General features: G+C 39.1%; 16 protein-coding genes, 4 rRNA genes and 1 pseudogene. 18 read left to right on the top strand and 3 right to left on the bottom strand.

Annotated features, from left to right (window positions below):
• The first annotated feature begins 62 nt into the window (after positions 1-62).
• The gene (locus tag PY770_RS07190; RefSeq protein WP_395392601.1) at positions 63-299 is read left to right on the top strand and encodes a type II toxin-antitoxin system PemK/MazF family toxin; all 237 of its coding nucleotides are present in this window, start codon (positions 63-65) and stop codon (positions 297-299) included.
• A 65-nt stretch (positions 300-364) separates the two neighbouring features.
• Here the strand turns inward: PY770_RS07190 and PY770_RS07080 are convergent, their stop codons facing one another.
• The gene (locus PY770_RS07080; RefSeq protein WP_103428553.1) at positions 365-847 is read right to left on the bottom strand and encodes a LysR family transcriptional regulator substrate-binding protein; all 483 of its coding nucleotides are present in this window, start codon (positions 845-847) and stop codon (positions 365-367) included.
• Positions 848-940: 93 nt separating this feature from the next.
• Here PY770_RS07080 and PY770_RS07075 point away from each other — a divergent pair, with 93 nt between their 5' ends.
• The 8 genes from PY770_RS07075 to PY770_RS07040 all read left to right on the top strand — a co-directional run bounded on the left by PY770_RS07075 (position 941) and on the right by PY770_RS07040 (position 8,638).
• A complete protein-coding gene (locus PY770_RS07075) occupies positions 941-1,831 on the top strand; it encodes an alpha/beta hydrolase (protein WP_275045916.1) in 891 nt (296 codons plus the stop codon).
• A gap of 38 nt (positions 1,832-1,869) precedes the next feature.
• Positions 1,870-2,505, top strand: a complete 636-nt coding sequence (lepB, locus tag PY770_RS07070) for a signal peptidase I (protein WP_014082542.1) — start codon at positions 1,870-1,872, stop codon at positions 2,503-2,505.
• Positions 2,506-2,588: 83 nt separating this feature from the next.
• A complete protein-coding gene (locus tag PY770_RS07065) occupies positions 2,589-3,911 on the top strand; it encodes a C1 family peptidase (protein WP_275045915.1) in 1,323 nt (440 codons plus the stop codon).
• Between the two features lie 120 nt (positions 3,912-4,031).
• On the top strand, positions 4,032-5,501 hold the full coding sequence (gene cls, locus PY770_RS07060; protein WP_238981668.1) for a cardiolipin synthase: 1,470 nt from the start codon (positions 4,032-4,034) through the stop codon (positions 5,499-5,501).
• 215 nt (positions 5,502-5,716) lie between these two features.
• Positions 5,717-6,457 carry an amino acid ABC transporter ATP-binding protein gene (locus PY770_RS07055; RefSeq protein ID WP_275045914.1) on the top strand — a complete coding sequence of 247 codons (741 nt, stop codon included), beginning with the start codon at positions 5,717-5,719 and terminating at the stop codon, positions 6,455-6,457.
• A gap of 17 nt (positions 6,458-6,474) precedes the next feature.
• Positions 6,475-7,338: a transporter substrate-binding domain-containing protein gene (locus PY770_RS07050; protein ID WP_275045913.1), complete on the top strand. Its 864-nt coding sequence runs from the start codon at positions 6,475-6,477 to the stop codon at positions 7,336-7,338.
• The gene (locus tag PY770_RS07045) at positions 7,335-7,970 is read left to right on the top strand and encodes an amino acid ABC transporter permease (RefSeq protein WP_056957845.1); all 636 of its coding nucleotides are present in this window, start codon (positions 7,335-7,337) and stop codon (positions 7,968-7,970) included. Before PY770_RS07050 ends, PY770_RS07045 begins: the two co-directional genes overlap by 4 nt.
• 11 nt (positions 7,971-7,981) lie before the next feature.
• Complete coding sequence (locus PY770_RS07040) at positions 7,982-8,638, top strand: amino acid ABC transporter permease (RefSeq protein WP_275045912.1); 657 nt, start codon at positions 7,982-7,984, stop codon at positions 8,636-8,638.
• 198 nt (positions 8,639-8,836) lie between these two features.
• Here the strand turns inward: PY770_RS07040 and PY770_RS07035 are convergent, their stop codons facing one another.
• A complete protein-coding gene (locus PY770_RS07035; protein ID WP_275045911.1) occupies positions 8,837-9,592 on the bottom strand; it encodes a hypothetical protein in 756 nt (251 codons plus the stop codon).
• 424 nt (positions 9,593-10,016) lie between these two features.
• On the opposite strand from PY770_RS07035, the gene PY770_RS07030 reads away from it, so the two are divergent.
• The 5 genes from PY770_RS07030 (at position 10,017) to PY770_RS07010 (ending at position 15,872) form a co-directional block, all read left to right on the top strand.
• Positions 10,017-11,594: ribosomal RNA gene (locus tag PY770_RS07030) — 16S ribosomal RNA — on the top strand.
• Positions 11,595-11,815: 221 nt separating this feature from the next.
• A 23S ribosomal RNA gene (locus PY770_RS07025) occupies positions 11,816-14,731 on the top strand.
• An 83-nt stretch (positions 14,732-14,814) separates the two neighbouring features.
• A 5S ribosomal RNA gene (gene rrf / locus PY770_RS07020) occupies positions 14,815-14,931 on the top strand.
• Together the 16S, 23S and 5S rRNA genes form the textbook arrangement of a ribosomal RNA operon.
• Before the next feature lie 200 nt (positions 14,932-15,131).
• Positions 15,132-15,398, top strand: a complete 267-nt coding sequence (locus PY770_RS07015) for a DUF6198 family protein (RefSeq protein ID WP_225362095.1) — start codon at positions 15,132-15,134, stop codon at positions 15,396-15,398.
• A 102-nt stretch (positions 15,399-15,500) separates the two neighbouring features.
• Positions 15,501-15,872, top strand: a complete 372-nt coding sequence (locus PY770_RS07010; RefSeq protein WP_014082325.1) for a DUF1304 domain-containing protein — start codon at positions 15,501-15,503, stop codon at positions 15,870-15,872.
• A 426-nt stretch (positions 15,873-16,298) separates the two neighbouring features.
• On the opposite strand, the pseudogene PY770_RS07005 reads toward PY770_RS07010, so the two are convergent.
• A pseudogene (locus tag PY770_RS07005) lies at positions 16,299-16,976 on the bottom strand (IS30 family transposase); the annotation flags it as partial.
• A gap of 164 nt (positions 16,977-17,140) precedes the next feature.
• Between PY770_RS07005 and PY770_RS07000 the strand changes: the two are divergent.
• From PY770_RS07000 to PY770_RS06985, 4 genes are all read left to right on the top strand, one after another.
• Complete coding sequence (locus PY770_RS07000) at positions 17,141-18,139, top strand: D-2-hydroxyacid dehydrogenase (RefSeq protein WP_275045910.1); 999 nt, start codon at positions 17,141-17,143, stop codon at positions 18,137-18,139.
• A gap of 341 nt (positions 18,140-18,480) precedes the next feature.
• Positions 18,481-18,756, top strand: coding sequence for a hypothetical protein (locus tag PY770_RS06995; RefSeq protein ID WP_056958836.1), 276 nt, complete (start codon positions 18,481-18,483; stop codon positions 18,754-18,756).
• A 210-nt stretch (positions 18,757-18,966) separates the two neighbouring features.
• Positions 18,967-19,227: a hypothetical protein gene (locus PY770_RS06990; protein ID WP_275045909.1), complete on the top strand. Its 261-nt coding sequence runs from the start codon at positions 18,967-18,969 to the stop codon at positions 19,225-19,227.
• Positions 19,228-19,602: 375 nt separating this feature from the next.
• Positions 19,603-21,180 (top strand): 16S ribosomal RNA (locus tag PY770_RS06985).
• Positions 21,181-21,259: the final 79 nt, after the last annotated feature.

The following is a 21,259-nucleotide window of genomic DNA, read 5'->3' as shown; positions in this document are numbered from 1 at the left end:
AGTATATTCCAAAACAAAAAGACATTATCTATCTCGATTTTGACCCCCAAAGTGGGTTGTAAATCAAAAAACGTCGGCCAGCTTTAGTCCTTAGTAAAGGGGATTATAGTGAGCGAACGGGATTAGTTGCCGTGTCCCCAATTACACATGGCCAAAAAAACCACGTAACCTCTATTACCGTAAAAGGTAAGGAAATTGATGGCTATGTAAATGCTTTACAATTTTATACGTTTGGTTTTCGGACCGCCACGCCCAGTATGTGGAAAAAATTTCTAATCGTGTTTTTATCAAAGTTATGAATGTTATTCGCCAAATCTTTTAAAATAAAAATAAGACAACTTTCTGAGTTGTCTTATTTTTTTGGTTAATTTAATTCTTGGGCATGTTTTTTGACAAATTTTTTGAATTTTTCTGCGGCACTGGTCATCAGGATTTCATTTTTTGATAGAATCCCAATTTTTCTGGTAATGATTGGACTAGTTGGTAAAATGCGAATCTGATGGTGGTCATCTAAGGCTTGATCAACTGGCATAATGGTATAGCCTAAGCCCTGTTCGACCATTAATAATGTTGAGAAACTATCATGTAGTCGCATTTTAATATGGGGTTTTAGACCAGCACTTTTAAACTGACTTAAAGATTCACTATGTAAACCTTCTTCTAATAAAATATAGGGGTACTTGGTTAGTTCAGCTAAATTTAATGCATTTAGATCTGACGAAAATGGATAACTTTTAGGCAGAACTGCTCTCAAAGTTTGCTCCTTTAAAAACTCGCAATCACAATCAGGGGCAGCATCTTGATTTAAAATTTCCAATTCAGCATCACCGTTTTCTACTAACCGAATTCAATTTGGATTCAGTAAACTACAAGCTTAATTAAAATTTAATCGATTAATGGTAAAATAAGAAAAATCAATAATTTTGAGGTGAACGGGAAAATGGTTAAATTTATTGAACGTAAACCAACTTTTGTGGGCGCAGATACAAAAGGGATTGACCGCAAATTCCTTAATTTGGCATATGCAGATGGTCAGCGTAACCAACTTGATATTTATTTACCTAACCAAGAACAATCTAATTATCCAGTTATCATTGATGTTTACGGTGGCGGAATGTACTTTGGAGAAAAAAGTTCTAATAAATTAAATGGAGCCCTTCAATTATTGAAACGCAGGTATGCAGTGGTGAGCCCTAACTATTCATTAAGTTACATGGCAGACTTTCCTCAGCCAATTTATGAACTGAAGGCCGTGATTCGGTGGGTAAAAGCCCATGCCGACCAATATCATTTTGATGATCAGAATGTGTTTTTAATGGGGGAATCATCAGGAGCACAGTTGGCCATGCTAACCGCTGCTTCAGAAGCAAATAATCAGTTGCAAAGTGAGTTTGGTGGTAATTTATATTATAGCAGTCAAGTCAACGGAGTAATTGCCTCTTATGGTCCTTACGATTTAGCGATGATGCCTGCTCAATTCGCTGTCTTAGGCCAAACACCTAAATTTTCAGAAACTGGAGCTGCTGATTCATTTGAAGGTATGATGTTAGGACAACAACGTCCGTTAGACGTTCCTGATTTAAATGTGGCCGTTAATCCGAAAACTTATTTAAACAAACATATGGTTCCCGTTTTAATGTATGCAGGAAAACAGGATCGGGTCGTTCCTTATATTCAAACAATTAATTTAGCCGCTGAAGTAGCGCAAAAAATTGGATCTCAAAACGTAGAGTTACATATTGTACCGGATGCTCCACATGGACCAAGTGGTTTTATGAACGAAACGGTTTTTGCTCAAAAAGAACAATTTTTACAGCGAAATTTGCATTAGTGGTAAAATAGATTGATTTATAAAATAGGAGAAATAAAATGAAAACAATCAAAGGAATTCTAAGTTGGGTTCTCCCAGTGATAATTGGTTTGGCGGTTGCCTTAATAATTAGACAATGTTTTTTCACGGTTGCTCGTGTTGATGGGCCTTCCATGGAGCCGAACCTGATTAATAATGAAAGAATTATGGTTTGGCGTCGTTCAGAAATCAAACGTGGGAGTGTAATTGTTTTCAACGCAGCCGGGATTGATCCACAAGCAGCGGAAAATGGTGGTTTTGTAAAGAATTTACTTGGTACTAATGGAACTGATTATGTAAAACGAGTTATTGCAGTTCCAGGAGATACGGTTGCTTTTAAGAATGGATCAATTTACGTTAATGATCATAAAATTGATCAAAGCTACATTAGTAGTTCAGAACAAAAAAATGGATCTGACTACAATATGCAACCTGGAAACTGGGATTTAAAATCACTCTCTAGAAACTGGAAAAAGAATCAAGGAGCAGTGAAGGTTCCAAAGAATCAATACTTTGTAATGGGTGATCACCGAAGTGTTTCAAATGATAGCCGTTATTGGGGATTTGTACCGAAAGATAAGGTTATTGGGGTAGTTAAGACTTTCCCTTGGGATACTAATAAACAAAAACGTGAAAATATCAATGACCGAGATTAATAAAAAGACGACTTTGGGTCGTCTTTTTTGTTATTTGTAAATTTAATTGGTACAATGTCAATTAAATCGAAAGGGTGAATAACATGAAATTTAATCAACCGCTTACTAATCAAGACCTTGCACAAATGCATCAAAAGTTAAAAGACCGTCCGGAACATAAAATTGTTGCTAACGCTGTGATGTCTAATGGAATTAATAAAACTGCTACGAACGCTCAAGTTTTAGCTAAATTGAACCATACTTTTTCAATTGATATTCCTACAGGAACTGTTGCCAATCAAAAGCACAGTGGACGCTGTTGGTTATTTTCAATTTTAAATACGTTACGTCATCAATTCGCTACTCAGCATAAAGTAAAAGACTTTGAATTGTCTCAAAGCTACTTATTTTTCTGGGATAAGATTGAACGGGCTAATATTTTTTATGATCGGATGATTGCTTTAGCTGGTCGTCCTGCTAGTGATCGTGAAGTTGAATTTTACTTGAGTTCACCAGGTACTGATGGTGGTCAATGGGCGATGGCAGCTGCTTTAGTCCAAAAATATGGGGTAGTTCCACGTGAAACCTTCCCGGAAACCGCTGTTACAGAAGACACAAGTGATTTGGATATGTTGTTAAATCGAAAAATGCGTCATGATGCTATGAAACTTCGTGAATTAGTCAATCGTGGAGCAACGAATGCTGAAATCAATAATTTGAAACAACAATATATGGATGAAATTTATCGAATTACTGGTCAATCAGTCGGTGTTCCACCAGAAAAATTTGATTTGGAATATCGTGATGATGATAAAAAGTATCATCTTGATCGAGGACTAACACCTAAAGATTTCTATGCCAAATACATTGGAGTTGATTTAGATCAATACGTAGTTTTAACTAATTCCCCAGATAAAAAATACGGTGAATTATACGCATTGCCTAGTCAAGATAATGTTGAAGGTGGCAAACAAATTGAATTTTTAAACGAGTCAATGGATCAACTTAAAGAAGCTGCCATTAAACAGCTTCAAGCTGGAGAAACGATTTGGTTTGGAAATGATGTTTTACAACAAATGGACCGTCAAAAGGGTATTTTAGATAGTGAATTATTCTTACATGATGAATTATTTGGGATCAATACCAAAATGAGTAAAGCAGAACGACTTGAATATCATGAAGCAGAAGTTTCTCATGCAATGACTTTAACGGGAGTTGATGTGGTTAATGACCAACCAATTAAGTGGAAAGTAGAAAATAGTTGGGGTCCTAAAATTGGCGACAAAGGTTATTTTGTAATGGCCGATAACTGGATGGATGATTACACTTATGAAGTGGTTGTTAAAAAGGAATTTCTTCGTGATGAAACCAAAAAAGTATTAGACAAAGCACCAATTATGTTAGAACCATGGGATTCATTAGAATAAAGACAAGAGCTAAACCAAATTGGTTTAACTCTTTTTATTTTGATTATTAATAACTTATTTTTCAACAAAAGTCTGAAAAATTAGGTAGAATAGTGTTATTAGAAATTAGGAGGAGTTCCCATGGTAATTTTTTGGTCAATTTTAGACGCAATTATCATTATTAATACGATTCTTGCGATTATCACTGTTTTTAGAACCCCACGTGATATTGCAGCAACTTGGGCATGGCTGTTAGTATTAATTTTCATCCCCATCTTTGGATTTATTGTCTATGCCTTCTTCGGCAGACGTATGCCAAAGAGTAGTTTATTAAGACTTAGTGGGAGTGCCAAGAAGCAAGTTAAACGACAAATTAAGCAACAAAAACAAAAGTTAGGTAAGTTCAATGATAAAGAGAATCCTAACAATAAAATGGTTAACGACTCACAAGGATTAGTAAAACTTTTTATGAATACCGCTTCAGCACCTTTACTAGGACATAATGAAATTGAAACGTTTACTAATGGCCCTGATTTCATTAAACAATTATTTACTGATTTCAGAAATGCCAAAAGTTCCATTAACATCGAATTTTATGCTTTTTCTCATGATAAGATTGGACGTCAAACCTTAGATCTCTTGGTTGAAAAGGCTCAAGAAGGGGTTGATGTTCGAGTAGTTTATGATGCATGGGGTTCGATGGGGACAACTGAAAAGTTCTTTAAACCTTTAATTGATGGTGGAGGAAGGGCATTTCCTTTCTTGCACAATAAGTTAAACATTAAAGACATGCGAGTTAACTTTCGTGATCACCACAAGTTAGTGACCGTTGATGGTGAATTTGGTTATATTGGCGGATTGAACATTGGTGATCAATACATGGGTTGGTCAAAAAAATTTGGTGATTGGCGTGATTGTACGATTAGAATTCATGGTGATGGAGTTTATGGGCTACAATCTCGCTTTATTTTAGATTGGAATGGAACTGATCTTAAATCACAAATTGATCCTAATGATCCTGATAATATTGCTAAATATTATCCTAAAATGGAAACTGATGGAAATGCCATTATTCAAGTGGTTGCTAGTGGTCCTGATTCAACGATGGAACAAATTAAAATGGGTTACATTAAGTTGATTGAAATGGCAGAAAAATCAATTAAAATCGCGACACCTTACTTAATCCCTGACGAATCAGTGTTAAATGCTTTGAAAATTGCTGCTAAGTCTGGCGTAAATGTCGAAATTGTCACTCCAGATATGCCTGATCACCCATTTGTTTATCGTGCGACCCAATATTATTCTCGACAATTAATGCATCTCGGGGTGAAGGTCTATGCATATAACAATGGATTTATGCATGCGAAAACGATGGTGGTTGATGATAAACTAGTTTCTGTTGGTTCAGCCAATATGGATTATCGGAGCTTTGAACTTAACTTTGAATGTAATGCCTTTGTTTACGATGAAAAGCTTGCCCAAAAAATGGAAGAGATTTACGCACAAAATATTGCTGAAAGTACACTTCAAACAGAAAAGATCTTTAAAGATCAATCTGCTTGGCTTAATTTCAAACAACACTTTAGTCGATTGCTATCTCCATTATTATAAAAATAAAAACGTTGTTTCCTATGTTAGGAAGCAGCGTTTTTTGTCGTTTCACATGAAACAATTAGACATCAAATCCGAATAAATTTTTATATTAAAATTTATTCGGATTTGATGTCACAAAATGCGACAGGAAGCCTAGGCATATTTATGATTATCTAGTAAGTTTAAGGAAGCCTAGAAGCCCCTTTCTAGAGAAGACGAGGAGGGACATAAATATGTCATATATTATTCAATTTAAAGATGTCCAAAAATATTATGGTGATTTTCATGCACTTCATGATATTAATTTAACTATTCACCCCGGTGAAACGGTTGTATTAATTGGACCATCAGGTTCTGGAAAGTCAACGTTACTTAGAACCATTAACGGTCTAGAAACAATTCAAAAGGGTCAACTAATTGTAGATGGCAAAGATGTTTCTAGTGACAAAACTAATCTAAATCAATTAAGAACGGATGTTGGAATGGTTTTCCAACACTTTAATCTCTACAATAATAAAACGATTTTGGACAACATTATGTTAGCACCTAAAATTGTTTTAAAACGAAATGATGCCAAGAATCGGGAAATTGCGGATCAATTATTAAAACGCGTTGGCTTAACTGACCAAGGTGCAAAATATCCTGCTCAATTATCTGGTGGGCAAAAACAACGAATTGCGATTGCGCGTTCACTTGCAATGGATCCCAAAACTTTACTTTTTGATGAACCCACTTCGGCCTTAGACCCAGAGATGGTTGGAAGTGTTTTGAGTGTTATGCGAGACATTACCACGAGTTCTTCAATGACTAGTTTAGTGGTTACTCATGAAATGGATTTTGCGAAAGCAGTGGCTGATCGAGTTATTTTCATGGCGGATGGTAAAATTTTAGAAGATTCTTCTACCGAAGAGTTCTTCAAACAACCTAAGACTGAACGGGCTCATCAATTTCTTTCACAAGTTGAACATCGTTAAGAAATGAGGATAAACCTATGAGTAAATTAAAAAGAAAACACATTGGTTTACTGGCAGCCGTAGTCTTAGTGGTTGTTTTAGTGGGCAGTTTGGTTTTTGGATGGACTTATCACGAATATCAAAGCAAGACCAAAAATTCACTGGAAAACATTAAGTCAGCTCATGTAATGCGCTGGGGCGTTAAAAGTGATACCCGGTTATTTGGTTTGATTAGTCCGAAAACTGGTCAAAGTGAGGGCTTTGATGTTGATATGGCCCGTGCTGTTACTAAACAAATCGCTAAAGATAAAGGAACTAAAATTAAACCAGAATTTACGCCAGTAACGACCAGTTCTAAAATTCAATTAATTAAAAATAACCAAGTGGATGCGGTGGCTGCTTCGATGACCATCACCCCAGAACGGGCTAAAATAGTTGATTTTTCCAATCCTTATTTTCCAGCTGGGCAATCAATTTTAGTTAAAAAGAATTCTGGAATTAAAAATATTCAACAATTAAACAATCCTAAGTCGACGATTATCGGAGTAATGGGAACGATGGCCATGGAAACTACCAAAAAATTCGCGCCTAAAGCCAAATTAATTGCCATGCCTGATAATTCTCAAGCATTTAGTGCCTTACAATCTGGCCAAGGGGATGCGATGACGACTGATAATGCGATTTTGTATGGTTTCTGTCAACAAAGTAAAGACGTTGCAGTGATTGGAGGAACATTTACCAACCAACCGTATGGATTAGCAATGGATAAGGGTCAAACTGATTTACAAAAAGCAGTTAACCGGGCTATTAAAGAAATTCGAGCTGACGGAACCTATGACCGTTTGATTAAAAAATGGTTTGGTAACATTCCTGGCTTAGATTGGAGGGAATTGACAAAATGATCAAAATTTTAACTGATAACTGGTCGACAATTATCACTGGATTTGAATTTACAATTCTTTCATCAATTGTTGGACTGTTAGGCTCATTAATTTTAGGAACGGTTTTTGCTTTAATGGAAATGGCTCCCAATAAATTTCTGAAATTCATTGGAACGGCGTTTGTGGAATTTTTCCGAAACATTCCGTTATTGGTAATTACATTATTTTTCTATGTGGTGGTGTCCCATGCCGTTAAAATTAACGGATTTTGGGCTGGAACAATTGCCTTAATTCTGTATACTTCATCATTTGTCGCTGAATGTATTCGGGGAGGCGTGAATTCAGTTGACCCAGGACAAATGGAAGGGGCCCGCTCAAATGGATTAACCTATACGCAAGCTATGATCCACATTGTTTTGCCCCAAGGATTTAAATTAGCTATTCCTTCATTAGGAAACCAATTCATTAACTTAGTCAAAAATTCATCGATTCTTTCCTTTGTAGCTGGACTTGATTTAATGTACCAAGCTAATGTAATTTCGGGAGCTAACCTAGATCCATTTAACACTTATATTGTCATTGGAATTTTCTACTTGTTATTAACCGGACCACTCTCGGTTTTCATGAATCATTTAGAAAATAGATTAAGATAGGAGGTAGCGCAATGATTTATGCATCAGCATTCAATTCAGTTAACATGCACTATCTAATGGGTGGTTTAGGCATTACGATTGCCGTCTCAATTATTTCGATTGTGATTAGCTTTATTGTTGGGACAATTTTAGGAGTAATTTTATTTGAAGAAGTTCCATACTTCTCTCAGACGGTTCAATTTATTGTAAATACAATTCGTAATTTACCATTATTGTTATTAATCTTCTTTACCTACTTTGCCATGCCTAAACTAGGAGTGGAGCTAAACGCCTTCACTGCTACGGTCTTTGCAATGTCAGTCTTTGAATCAACGATGGTTTCTCAAATTATTCGGGGTGGATTATTATCAGTGGGAGCTGGACAAATCGAAGGGGCTTTATCAACTGGAATGACTAAATTTCAAACTTTATGGTACATTTTATTACCGCAAGCTTTGAAAAATTCGATTCCGCCATTGATTTCTCAGTTTATTTCTTTAGTGAAAGATACATCCCTTGCAACTGCCATCGTTTTGACCGAAATGATGTTTAGAAGTCAAGTAATTTATGGGCAAAACCCTAACTATATGATTCCAATGTTTGCCATTGTTACGGCATTATACTTTGTTGTTAATTACAGTTTATCGCTCTTATCAAAATGGTTTGAAAGACGATTGGCTACTTCATAATAAACTAGTCCTCTAATTGGGGACTTTTTATTTGCAAAAAAGTAATGAGTAACTAGTATGTAGATACAGGAATGAGCGCGAGTACATTTAGGTTCTGTTGATCCTACGTAAAGTTGTAAAAAACTGCCCGTGCTTAGGCCTGTTTTTTTGTGCAAAAAAATAACCTAGCCACAATCGGCTAGGTTATTGATTTAATTTTTAAAATCCTACTTTACTTAACCATGAATTAATCGTGTTTTGTAATTCTTGAATTAAGCCACTTTGTTGTTGAATTTGATCTTTCAAGTCATCCATTTCAGATTCTAATTTACCGGAATCAGGGTTACTTTGGATTTTATTGATTTGATTATTAAGTGCATTAGTTGCACTATTACTTTGAAGTTGACTAATTTGTGATTGAATTCCGTTTAAAGTGTTTTCAAGTTGCTCTTTATTATGGTTTTCTTGGTAAGTTTTTTGGGCTTGTTTAACCTGGTTTAATTCTGTTTGTAATTTTTGATTTTGTGCGCTATCTTGAGCTTGATTTGTTTTAGCTTGGTTATAAATTGAGCAAGATGTTAAGCCTAAAACAATTAATACAAAAACTAAAATTCCAATCCAAATCTTTTTTGCAGTTGATGTTCTGCGAGGTGCATATGATTGATTATTGTTATTTGATTGCGGAATATTATTGTTTTGATTATTGACGAAGTTGTTATCGTTTAAACGATTAAAATCCTTAACGTTAACTTTGAAAGGCTGTTCAACTTTTTGATTTCCAATTTGGCACCATATGGTCGCGTTATAAGTTCCACTTTGGTAAGGGTTCACGTTGGAAGTGTTAACGAAAAATTGTGGAGTTACCCGTACGTCATTAACGACCGGATTAAGTTCTGAAATGATATTTTCATCATGTAAAGGTTCATTAATTTGGTGATTAATGTATGAATATTGAAGAGTAATTTGATTATTCATAAAAATCCTTTCTGTTCAGTAGTTTATTATGTTTATATTATCATATTTTATAAAAGTGAAAAAATTAAGCATTGCAATTATAAAAAGTTTAATAAATGTATTTGAAAAAGTTGACTTTTTTTGACCAAATTGTTGACATCTTATTTTCATTAGTATATAGTTAAATATTGTTGACGCGGAAAATTTTTGAAGATAAATTAATTTAAAAAAGTTAATTAAATTTCTTGACCTTTCTTGATCAACGTGATATATTAATAAAGTACCGTTTGAGACGATACGTTATTGAGTAGATCTTTGAAAACTGAACAAGATTTTGATTACAATAAGTGTAAGGATAATTTTTAAACTTAGTTTAAAGATTAAACAAATATGCAATGTCAATTTGCAAAAACAAATAAATAAGAGCTAGTAAAGTTCTCATTTTTAAAATGAGAGTTTGATCCTGGCTCAGGACGAACGTTGGCGGCGTGCCTAATACATGCAAGTCGAACGAAGTCGCCCAATTGATTCTTAGTGCTTGCACTAAGATGATTTTGGATCCGACTGAGTGGCGAACTGGTGAGTAACACGTGGGTAACCTGCCCAGAAGAAGGGGATAACACCTGGAAACAGATGCTAATACCGTATAACAACAAGAACCACATGGTTCTTGTTTGAAAGCTGGCCTTTGTGCTAGTGCTTCTGGATGGACCCGCGGCGTATTAGCTAGTTGGTGAGATAATAGCTCACCAAGGCAATGATACGTAGCAGACCTGAGAGGGTAATCTGCCACAATGGGACTGAGACACGGCCCATACTCCTACGGGAGGCAGCAGTAGGGAATCTTCCACAATGGACGAAAGTCTGATGGAGCAACGCCGCGTGAGTGAAGAAGGGTTTCGGCTCGTAAAACTCTGTTGTTAGAGAAGAACAGCCGTGAGAGCAACTGCTCACGGTATGACGGTATCTAACCAGAAAGTCACGGCTAACTACGTGCCAGCAGCCGCGGTAATACGTAGGTGGCAAACGTTGTCCGGATTTATTGGGCGTAAAGGGAGCGCAGGCGGTTTATTAAGTCTGATGTGAAAGCCTTCGGCTTAACCGGAGAAGTGCATCGGAAACTGATAAACTTGAGTGCAGAAAAGGATAGTGGAACTTCATGTGTAGCGGTGAAATGCGTAGATATATGAAGGAACACCAGTGGCGAAGGCGGCTATCTGGTCTGTAACTGACGCTGAGGCTCGAAAGCATGGGTAGCAAACAGGATTAGATACCCTGGTAGTCCATGCCGTAAACGATGAATGCTAGGTGTTGGAAGGTTTCCGCCTTTCAGTGCCGCAGCTAACGCATTAAGCATTCCGCCTGGGGAGTACGACCGCAAGGTTGAAACTCAAAGGAATTGACGGGGACCCGCACAAGCGGTGGAGCATGTGGTTTAATTCGATGCTACGCGAAGAACCTTACCAGGACTTGACATCTTCTGCCAATCTAAGAGATTAGACGTTCCCTTCGGGGACAGAATGACAGGTGGTGCATGGTTGTCGTCAGCTCGTGTCGTGAGATGTTGGGTTAAGTCCCGCAACGAGCGCAACCCTTGTCTTTAGTTGCCAGCATTAAGTTGGGCACTCTAGAGAGACTGCCGGTGATAAACCGGAGGAAGGTGGGGATGACGTCAAATCATCATGCCCCTTATGTCCTGGGCTACACACGTGCTACAATGGGCGATACAACGAGTTGCAAAACCGCGAGGTCAAGCTAATCTCTTAAAGTCGTTCTCAGTTCGGATTGCAGTCTGCAACTCGACTGCATGAAGTTGGAATCGCTAGTAATCGTGGATCAGCATGCCACGGTGAATACGTTCCCGGGTCTTGTACACACCGCCCGTCACACCATGAGAGTTTGTAACACCCAAAGTCGGTTGGATAACCTTTTTAGGAGTCCGCCGCCTAAGGTGGGACAGATGATTAGGGTGAAGTCGTAACAAGGTAGCCGTAGGAGAACCTGCGGCTGGATCACCTCCTTTCTAAGGAATAATTCGGAACCTTACATTAATCAAAATCTTGGTCAGTTTTGAGAGTATCTACTCTCTTAATTTTGTTCTTTGAAAACTAGATAATATTATTTTCTGTAATAATTATATTTTTATATATAATTGAACCGAGAAATAACCATTGTGTTATTTTTGAGTTTTTTAATTAGTTTTAATCGCTAAAACTCAAATAATTTATAATCCGTAGGATTATAGGTTAAGTTAATAAGGGCGCATGGTGAATGCCTTGGTACTAGGAGCCGATGAAGGACGCAACTAACTGCGATAAGCTTCGGGGAGCTGTACGTAAGCTTTGATCCGGAGATTTCCGAATGAGAAAACTCGACCAGTGTTATGACTGGTCACTGCATAGTGAATACATAGCTATGCAGAGGCAGACGTGGGGAACTGAAACATCTAAGTACCCACAGGAATATAAAGAAATTTCGATTCCCTAAGTAGCGGCGAGCGAACGGGGAACAGCCCAAACCGAACCTTTGTGGTTCGGGGTTGTAGGACTGAACATTTGAGTTACAAAAGTATTTGATAGTTGAAGTAGTTGGGAAACTACACCAAAGAGAGTAATAGTCTCGTAAACGAAATCGAATACCCTCAGTTCAGGATCCTGAGTACGGCGACACACGTGAAACGTCGTCGGAATCTGGGAGGACCATCTCCCAAGGCTAAATACTCCCTAGTGACCGATAGTGAACCAGTACCGTGAGGGAAAGGTGAAAAGCACCCCGGAAGGGGAGTGAAATAGTTCCTGAAACCATGTGCCTACAAGCAGTCAGAGCCCGTTAATGGGTGATGGCGTGCCTCTTGTAGAATGAACCGGCGAGTTACAGTTGCATGCAAGGTTAAGCCGAAAAAGCGGAGCCGTAGCGAAAGCGAGTCTTAATAGGGCGCCATAGTATGTTGCCGTAGACCCGAAACCAGGTGATCTACCCATGTCCAGGATGAAAGTGCGGTAATACGCACCGGAGGTCCGAACCCGTGTACGTTGAAAAGTGCTGGGATGAGGTGTGGGTAGCGGTGAAATTCCAAACGAACTTGGAGATAGCTGGTTCTCTCCGAAATAGCTTTAGGGCTAGCCTCGGAATTAGAATCATGGAGGTAGAGCCACTGTTTGAGCAAGGGGTCCATCTAGGATTACTGAGTTCAGATAAACTCCGAATACCATTGATTTATGTCCGGGAGTCAGACGATGAGTGATAAGATCCATCGTCGAAAGGGGAACAGCCCAGACCGCCAGTTAAGGTCCCTAAATATATGCTAAGTGGAAAAGGAAGTGGAGTTGCATAGACAACTAGGATGTTGGCTCAGAAGCAGCCACCATTTAAAGAGTGCGTAATAGCTCACTAGTCGAGTGATTCTGCGCCGAAAATTTACCGGGGCTAAGCATATTACCGAGACTGCGGACGCAACTATGTTGCGTGATAGGAGAGCGTTCTAAGGGCAATGAAGGTAGACCGTAAGGACTACTGGAGCGCTTAGAAGTGAGAATGCCGGTATGAGTAGCGAAAGATCAGTGAGAATCTGATCCACCGAATGACTAAGGTTTCCTGGGGAAGGCTCGTCCACCCAGGGTTAGTCGGGACCTAAGCCGAGGCTGAGAAGCGTAGGCGATGGATAACAGGTTGAGATTCCTGTACTAGTTAATTATGTTTGAACGATGGAGGGACGCAGTAGGCTAAGATATGCACACGATTGGAAATGTGTGTTCAAATCGTAAGTCAGTTTAAGAGTCAAATGCTTTTAAGCGGGTTGACAAGCGATGATGAGGATCGAAATTTAAGTAGAGAAGTATCTGACGTCACACTGCCGAGAAAAGCTTCTAGTTAGTAATTAATTACCCGTACCGCAAACCGACACAGGTAGTCGAGGAGAGTATCCTCAGGTGAGCGAGAGAACTATCGTTAAGGAACTCGGCAAAATGACCCCGTAACTTCGGAAGAAGGGGTGCTGGCCTCACGGCCAGCCGCAGTGAAAAGACTCAAACGACTGTTTATCAAAAACACAGGTTTATGCAAAATCGTAAGATGAAGTATATGGGCTGACGCCTGCCCGGTGCTGGAAGGTTAAGTGGAAGTGTTAGCTTCGGCGAAGCACCGAAATGAAGCCCCAGTAAACGGCGGCCGTAACTATAACGGTCCTAAGGTAGCGAAATTCCTTGTCGGGTAAGTTCCGACCCGCACGAAAGGCGTAACGATTTGAGTACTGTCTCAACGATAGACTCGGTGAAATTAAGATACCTGTGAAGAAGCAGGTTACCCGCGACAGGACGGAAAGACCCCATGGAGCTTTACTGTAGCTTGATATTGGGTGTTTACATAACTTGTACAGGATAGGTAGGAGCCATAGAAGCCGGGACGCTAGTCTCGGTGGAGGCGTCAGTGGGATACTACCCTTGTTATGTGAACACTCTAACCCTGCGCACTGATCGTGCGCGGAGACAGTGTCTGGTTGGCAGTTTGACTGGGGCGGTCGCCTCCTAAACAGTAACGGAGGCGCTCAAAGGTTTGCTTAGAATGGTTGGAAATCATTCCTAAAGTGTAAAGGCAAAAGCAAGCTTGACTGCGAGACAAACAGGTCGAGCAGGGACGAAAGTCGGACTTAGTGATCCGGTGGTACCATATGGAAGGGCCATCGCTCAACGGATAAAAGCTACCCTGGGGATAACAGGCTTATCTCCCCCAAGAGTTCACATCGACGGGGAGGTTTGGCACCTCGATGTCGGCTCATCGCATCCTGGGGCTGTAGTTGGTCCCAAGGGTTGGGCTGTTCGCCCATTAAAGCGGTACGCGAGCTGGGTTCAGAACGTCGTGAGACAGTTCGGTCCCTATCCGTCGCGGGCGCAGGAAATTTGAGAGGAGCTGTCCCTAGTACGAGAGGACCGGGATGGACATACCGCTGGTGTATCAGTTGCGCCGCCAGGCGCATTGCTGAGTAGCTATGTATGGATGAGATAAACGCTGAAAGCATCTAAGTGTGAAACTCGCCTCAAGATGAGATTTCCCATTCCTATATGGAAGTAAGACTCCTGAAAGATGATCAGGTAGATAGGTTAGAAGTGGAAGCGTAGTGATACGTGAAGCGGACTAATACTAATCAGTCGAGGACTTAACCAAGTAGAATGAAGATACAATGGAAGTTAATCGGAAGAAAATAATATTGTCTAGTTTTGAGAGAACAAAGTTCTCACAAAAAATAGTGTGGTGGCGATAGCCTGAAGGATACACCTGTTCCCATGCCGAACACAGAAGTTAAGCTTCAGCACGCCAAAAGTAGTTGGGGGATCGCCCCCTGCGAGGATAGGACGTTGCCACGCAATTAAAAAAAGAGACGCTCACCGTTATGGTGGACGTCTCTTTTTGTCGTTTTAATTAAAAACTACTGTTTTCGTAAATAAATAGCCTAGTAAAAATAATAATATACCAAATAAATAACTAGAAAATACATATAGCAAACTTAATTTATTTTGTTTTTTTAATAATAATCTAGAAGCTTCATTATTAAAAGTGGAAAAAATTGCTACTAACGATGCTAAGTGTTTTAGTATTAGGGGTTGGCTTCTTTTGGGAAATTTCATCTACTTCCATAGTAATGCCCGGAGAAGGATTGGCAAGAGCTGTTTCTATCGGGGTTAAAATACCATTCCCAACTGCCAAGATTTGGGGTGACAGTAGCATGGTCATGGTACCAGTGCTTCTTGCTCTGGTAGTCTTTCATTCGTTGACAGATATTCGTGAAGGAACCATCATTGCGGTCTTTTTAGTTGGCCATATTGTTTTATAAATCCGGAAATTGGTGATATTATAAGCGACACTGAGTAGTTCATATTTGTAAGGTGGTTTAGACGCGCAATTCATAGCCCTTTTCTATACTAGGAGGATCATGATGATTATTTTGAAAGATATTTTTGTTATATTTGTCGCAGTAGAGGCGTTGCTCATTATGTTGCTTGAAATGTTTGGCACGCAAACTAAAATAGCACGCAACGCTTTCGACTTGTCGAAGAAATACTTGGCAATTAAAGAAACACGCATGTCAATGGCCAACCAAGGCCTATACAATGGCTTCGTTGGCGTCGGCATCTTATACGCCCGATATGGTCTCACTGGTATGGCTTCGCTTCACGTCCAAGTCCTATTTATAGGTTTTGTTGTAATTGCTGCGCTGTTCGGTTCTGTAACAGCAAACAAAAAGATTATTTTCACGCAAGGAGGGCCCGCACTTTTTGCGCTTGGCTTTCTCTTGTTTGCGAATTAAATCACGGAATAGTCCATTTGTGATACGATATTACACTAACCCAAAGTAAGCTTGCGCCCATATGGGACTTTTAAAACTTGCGGAAGCGAGCTTGACGTCTGGCTAATAATTCTTCCGGCGGCAAATTTTGTAACATCTCAAACTCTTCAATTAATGCTGCTCGTAACTGCCTAGGTAGTGGCTGTTGAACTAGGCCACCATATCTTCGACCCTTGTAGTAAATTTATAGCGAATTTGATAGGCCTCACCCTCGAATTTAGGGGTCTAAAACTTCCGGCGTTGAAGAACTCTTCAACACCAAAAATTTTAGACCCTTTAAAGGAAGCTGATCTTTTTTGTCCGAACAGCGTTCGAATTAATTTCCCCGATTGTCAAGTTAAGTGCAACCAATAATGATCTATCAAATAATTGGTATAGGTGAGGATATAATTCAGGTAGAAGATCGGCGGCACAACAGTAGTCAAGCGAACGTCGAGGTCGCTGGTTTAGAGCGTCTTGGAAGTTTTGAATATCAGTGATGTCATAGTCGTGAAGAGAGCGACCTTTGGGTATAAACTCGCGGATTAAGCCGTTGGCATTCTCGTTGGTTCCACGTTTCCATGGCGAGTATGGGTGCGCGTAGTAGACGTCGGTGCCGACAGCTTCAGAGAGCTTGGCGAACTCACTGCCGTTGTCAAAGGTGACAGATTTGAAGTTATCCGCACCGTAGTCATCGAGGATCGTTTGAAGTCCCTGTAAACAGGTATCGGCGTGATAGTTTGGAAGCTTAAGAATGATCTCAAAGCGAGTGGCGCGTTCTGTCATCGTCATCAATGCCGGTTCATTTTCAACGCGCGTTCCTTTGATCAAATCGCCTTCCCAGTGACCGACAACTTGACGGTCTTCGACTTCTTCTGGTCGTTCTTCGATAGATTGTCCGTAGACGCGCTTGTTGGTACGCGTATGCTTGTTGGTATCAGACTTCACACGTCGGCGTGGTTTCATCGGAAGATCCCCATTGCGCACCTCCAATAGGCCTTTATCAATGTCTCGGTAAACCGTCGACGTCGAGGGATACTTTTGTTCTGGATGAGCTATCTTATAGGTTTGTACGAAGCAATCCACCCAACATTCCCCAAATGAAAATTATTTTCAAAACATCCTCCTAAAAACAGATTCAATAATATTTATTTTAAGTCGATTGAATTTACTTGTAAAATTAACATAATACTTTTTTAGAATTCTTAATATGCATGCAATGTTATAATATTCACGAGGAGGAAATTCATATGAAAATTATTGCTTATGGTGTACGTAAAGATGAAGAACCTTATTTCAAACAATGGGAAGCTGCACATCCAGAAGTTGAAGTTAAAGAAGTTGCAAATCTTTTAGATGATTCAACTATTGATGATGCTAAAGACTTTGATGGGGTTGTTGCTTTTCAACAAAAACCTTATACAGCTTCAATTTTAGATAAATTAAGTAGTTTTGGAGTTAAAGCTTTATCACTTCGTAACGTTGGGGTTGACAATGTTGATGCTGACGCATTAAACAAAAATCACATTAAACTTTCTAACGTTCCTGCTTATTCTCCATCTGCAATTGCTGAATTTGCTGTTACCGAAATGATGCGTTTGTTAAGAAATACTAAAAGATACGAAGATAAAGGTCGCCATGGTAATTTAACTTGGGCTCCTGAAATTGCTGAAGAAATGAACCAACAAACAGTTGGAGTTTACGCAACTGGTCGAATTGGTCGCCAAGTGGTTAAAATTGTTCAAGGTTTTGGTGCTAAGGTCATTGCTTATGATCCATATCCTAATCCTGAATTAAAAAAAGAGGGGATTTACGTTGATACCCCAGCTGAATTGTATGCTAAGTCTGATATTTTGACTTTACACGCTCCGGCCTTAAAAGAAAACGATCATATGATTAATGATGATACGATTGCACAAATGAAACCTGGTATCAAAATTATCAACTGTGCTCGTGGATCATTAATTGATACTGATGCATTAATTCGTGGACTTGATAGTGGCAAAATTGCAGGTGCTGCTTTAGATGTTTATGAAGATGAAGTTGGAATTTTTAATGTTGATTTTGGTAGTTTTGATAAAATTCCAGATGCTCGACTTAAGAATTTGATGGAACGTGATAACGTGTTAGTTTCTCCACATATTGCTTTCTACACTAAAGTTGCAGTTAAGAACATGGTAGAAATTTCAATGACTGCAAACGCCAACCTTATTGAAAATGGTAAGTCAGATGTTGAAGTGAAAATTTAAAAATAAATATATAAATATTAAGGGACAACCGGTACCGGTTGCCCTTTTTTTATGGAAAAGAAGAAAAACAAATTAAAAATGCAATTTAATTAAATTATAAAATTGGTAAATAAAAATCAGTTTTTTTGCCAAGCTGTACTAGTAATTAATGCTTATAGAGTGGATAAAAATAATTATTAAGCTACCATACATTATTAGTCGAAGTTTTTTAAAAAATAATTAGTGTTCAATTCAAAAATAGATACACAAAATCAATTAAAACTCTTTAAGTCTTTCTGATAAGAGTAAGTAGGCAGGATTATTAGCTTTTACTGCTATACTAGAGTAAAGAGGTGGTTTATTTGGCTTCATATGAAATTGTTGGTATTCACTTAAAAGATAAAGAATCAAATAAAGAAAGAAACATTACGGATGTATTACTCAATGATGGAACCATTGAACCTGTTGATTTAGTTGTCAGATATATTAATTCGGATATTCCATATTATTTTGTTAGTCGTGACAAAATTAAAGCAGTTATAGAAGATTATTATCCCCAAAATAAAACACCTTATATCAAGACTAAACATAATCAGCTTTTAAACGGGCAAAGTATGTTGAATCTTCCAAGATTTTAATAAGTAAAAGATCTCTATTTGAGATCTTTTTTTAATTAAAGTTTTTTTACGCTTTACTAGTTTTGACAAAATTATGAAATAAATAGTCAAGCTCTATAATCTGAGGTTCTTTTATAGTAATAATAAGGTAAATAGATAAGGGAGATTTTTAATTATGGATGCACATTCAAAGAAAAAAGAATTAAAAAATTAATCAAAGATCAAGAAAAATTGGAAAAAGAAGGTTCTGCTAAATTTGATGCCAAGCATTTAGCTAATTATCAAGAAAGATTAGACATTGTTGAAAAGTTAATTGATAACGAAGAACAAACTAATGCTTTACGTTCAGAACACGTTGAAGAACCTAGAGGTGACAAAGAACGTGGAATGGATGAAAAGCGTCACGTTGATGACAAAATGAATGATTTAGGTCAAGCTCGTCGTCGCTTAATGGATAAATTGCTTCCATTAGAAAACATTTATGATAAATAGGCTTTATTAATGTCCTTCACAATGCGATTGTTGTGAAGGATTTTTGTTTATTTGAAAATAAATTAAACTTTTTATGCAAAAGCCTTGACCTTTCCTGACTAATGGTTTATAGTTATAAATGTTAAGAGGGACGAAGTCACTTTTAACTGAAAAAACTTTTTAATTTTATTACTTAAAAGTGTTGACACAATCAACCTTACCGAGTAATATATTACATGCACTGTAAATGGTGCTTGAGTAGATCTTTGAAAACTGAACAAGATTTTGATTACAATAAGTGTAAGGATAATTTTTAAACTTAGTTTAAAAATTAAACAAATATGCAATGTCAATTTGCAAAAACAAATAAATAAGAGCTAGTAAAGTTCTCATTTTTAAAATGAGAGTTTGATCCTGGCTCAGGACGAACGTTGGCGGCGTGCCTAATACATGCAAGTCGAACGAAGTCGCCCAATTGATTCTTAGTGCTTGCACTAAGATGATTTTGGATCCGACTGAGTGGCGAACTGGTGAGTAACACGTGGGTAACCTGCCCAGAAGAAGGGGATAACACCTGGAAACAGATGCTAATACCGTATAACAACAAGAACCACATGGTTCTTGTTTGAAAGCTGGCCTTTGTGCTAGTGCTTCTGGATGGACCCGCGGCGTATTAGCTAGTTGGTGAGATAATAGCTCACCAAGGCAATGATACGTAGCAGACCTGAGAGGGTAATCTGCCACAATGGGACTGAGACACGGCCCATACTCCTACGGGAGGCAGCAGTAGGGAATCTTCCACAATGGACGAAAGTCTGATGGAGCAACGCCGCGTGAGTGAAGAAGGGTTTCGGCTCGTAAAACTCTGTTGTTAGAGAAGAACAGCCGTGAGAGCAACTGCTCACGGTATGACGGTATCTAACCAGAAAGTCACGGCTAACTACGTGCCAGCAGCCGCGGTAATACGTAGGTGGCAAACGTTGTCCGGATTTATTGGGCGTAAAGGGAGCGCAGGCGGTTTATTAAGTCTGATGTGAAAGCCTTCGGCTTAACCGGAGAAGTGCATCGGAAACTGATAAACTTGAGTGCAGAAAAGGATAGTGGAACTTCATGTGTAGCGGTGAAATGCGTAGATATATGAAGGAACACCAGTGGCGAAGGCGGCTATCTGGTCTGTAACTGACGCTGAGGCTCGAAAGCATGGGTAGCAAACAGGATTAGATACCCTGGTAGTCCATGCCGTAAACGATGAATGCTAGGTGTTGGAAGGTTTCCGCCTTTCAGTGCCGCAGCTAACGCATTAAGCATTCCGCCTGGGGAGTACGACCGCAAGGTTGAAACTCAAAGGAATTGACGGGGACCCGCACAAGCGGTGGAGCATGTGGTTTAATTCGATGCTACGCGAAGAACCTTACCAGGACTTGACATCTTCTGCCAATCTAAGAGATTAGACGTTCCCTTCGGGGACAGAATGACAGGTGGTGCATGGTTGTCGTCAGCTCGTGTCGTGAGATGTTGGGTTAAGTCCCGCAACGAGCGCAACCCTTGTCTTTAGTTGCCAGCATTAAGTTGGGCACTCTAGAGAGACTGCCGGTGATAAACCGGAGGAAGGTGGGGATGACGTCAAATCATCATGCCCCTTATGTCCTGGGCTACACACGTGCTACAATGGGCGATACAACGAGTTGCAAAACCGCGAGGTCAAGCTAATCTCTTAAAGTCGTTCTCAGTTCGGATTGCAGTCTGCAACTCGACTGCATGAAGTTGGAATCGCTAGTAATCGTGGATCAGCATGCCACGGTGAATACGTTCCCGGGTCTTGTACACACCGCCCGTCACACCATGAGAGTTTGTAACACCCAAAGTCGGTTGGATAACCTTTTTAGGAGTCCGCCGCCTAAGGTGGGACAGATGATTAGGGTGAAGTCGTAACAAGGTAGCCGTAGGAGAACCTGCGGCTGGATCACCTCCTTTCTAAGGAATAATTCGGAACCTTACATTAATCAAAATCTTGGTCAGTTTTGAGAGTATCTACTCTCTTAATTTTGTTCTT

Origin of the sequence: Fructilactobacillus sanfranciscensis (assembly GCF_029023685.1) — a bacterium.
GTDB lineage: Bacteria > Bacillota > Bacilli > Lactobacillales > Lactobacillaceae > Fructilactobacillus > Fructilactobacillus sanfranciscensis.
The sequence above is the reverse complement of the archived record's forward strand: the minus strand, read 5'-3'. Positions and strand labels throughout refer to the sequence as shown.

Bases quoted from the DNA above. Each gene is read 5' to 3' on its own strand.
- PY770_RS07040 (WP_275045912.1), top strand. From the start codon at position 7,982: ATGATTTATGCATCAGCATTCAATTCAGTTAACATGCACTATCTAATG.
- lepB (WP_014082542.1), top strand. From the start codon at position 1,870: ATGAAAACAATCAAAGGAATTCTAAGTTGGGTTCTCCCAGTGATAATT.
- PY770_RS07035 (WP_275045911.1), bottom strand. From the start codon at position 9,592: ATGAATAATCAAATTACTCTTCAATATTCATACATTAATCACCAAATT.
- PY770_RS07045 (WP_056957845.1), top strand. From the start codon at position 7,335: ATGATCAAAATTTTAACTGATAACTGGTCGACAATTATCACTGGATTT.
- PY770_RS07055 (WP_275045914.1), top strand. From the start codon at position 5,717: ATGTCATATATTATTCAATTTAAAGATGTCCAAAAATATTATGGTGAT.
- PY770_RS07000 (WP_275045910.1), top strand. From the start codon at position 17,141: ATGAAAATTATTGCTTATGGTGTACGTAAAGATGAAGAACCTTATTTC.
- PY770_RS07050 (WP_275045913.1), top strand. From the start codon at position 6,475: ATGAGTAAATTAAAAAGAAAACACATTGGTTTACTGGCAGCCGTAGTC.
- PY770_RS07065 (WP_275045915.1), top strand. From the start codon at position 2,589: ATGAAATTTAATCAACCGCTTACTAATCAAGACCTTGCACAAATGCAT.
- PY770_RS07075 (WP_275045916.1), top strand. From the start codon at position 941: ATGGTTAAATTTATTGAACGTAAACCAACTTTTGTGGGCGCAGATACA.
- cls (WP_238981668.1), top strand. From the start codon at position 4,032: ATGGTAATTTTTTGGTCAATTTTAGACGCAATTATCATTATTAATACG.
- PY770_RS07010 (WP_014082325.1), top strand. From the start codon at position 15,501: ATGATTATTTTGAAAGATATTTTTGTTATATTTGTCGCAGTAGAGGCG.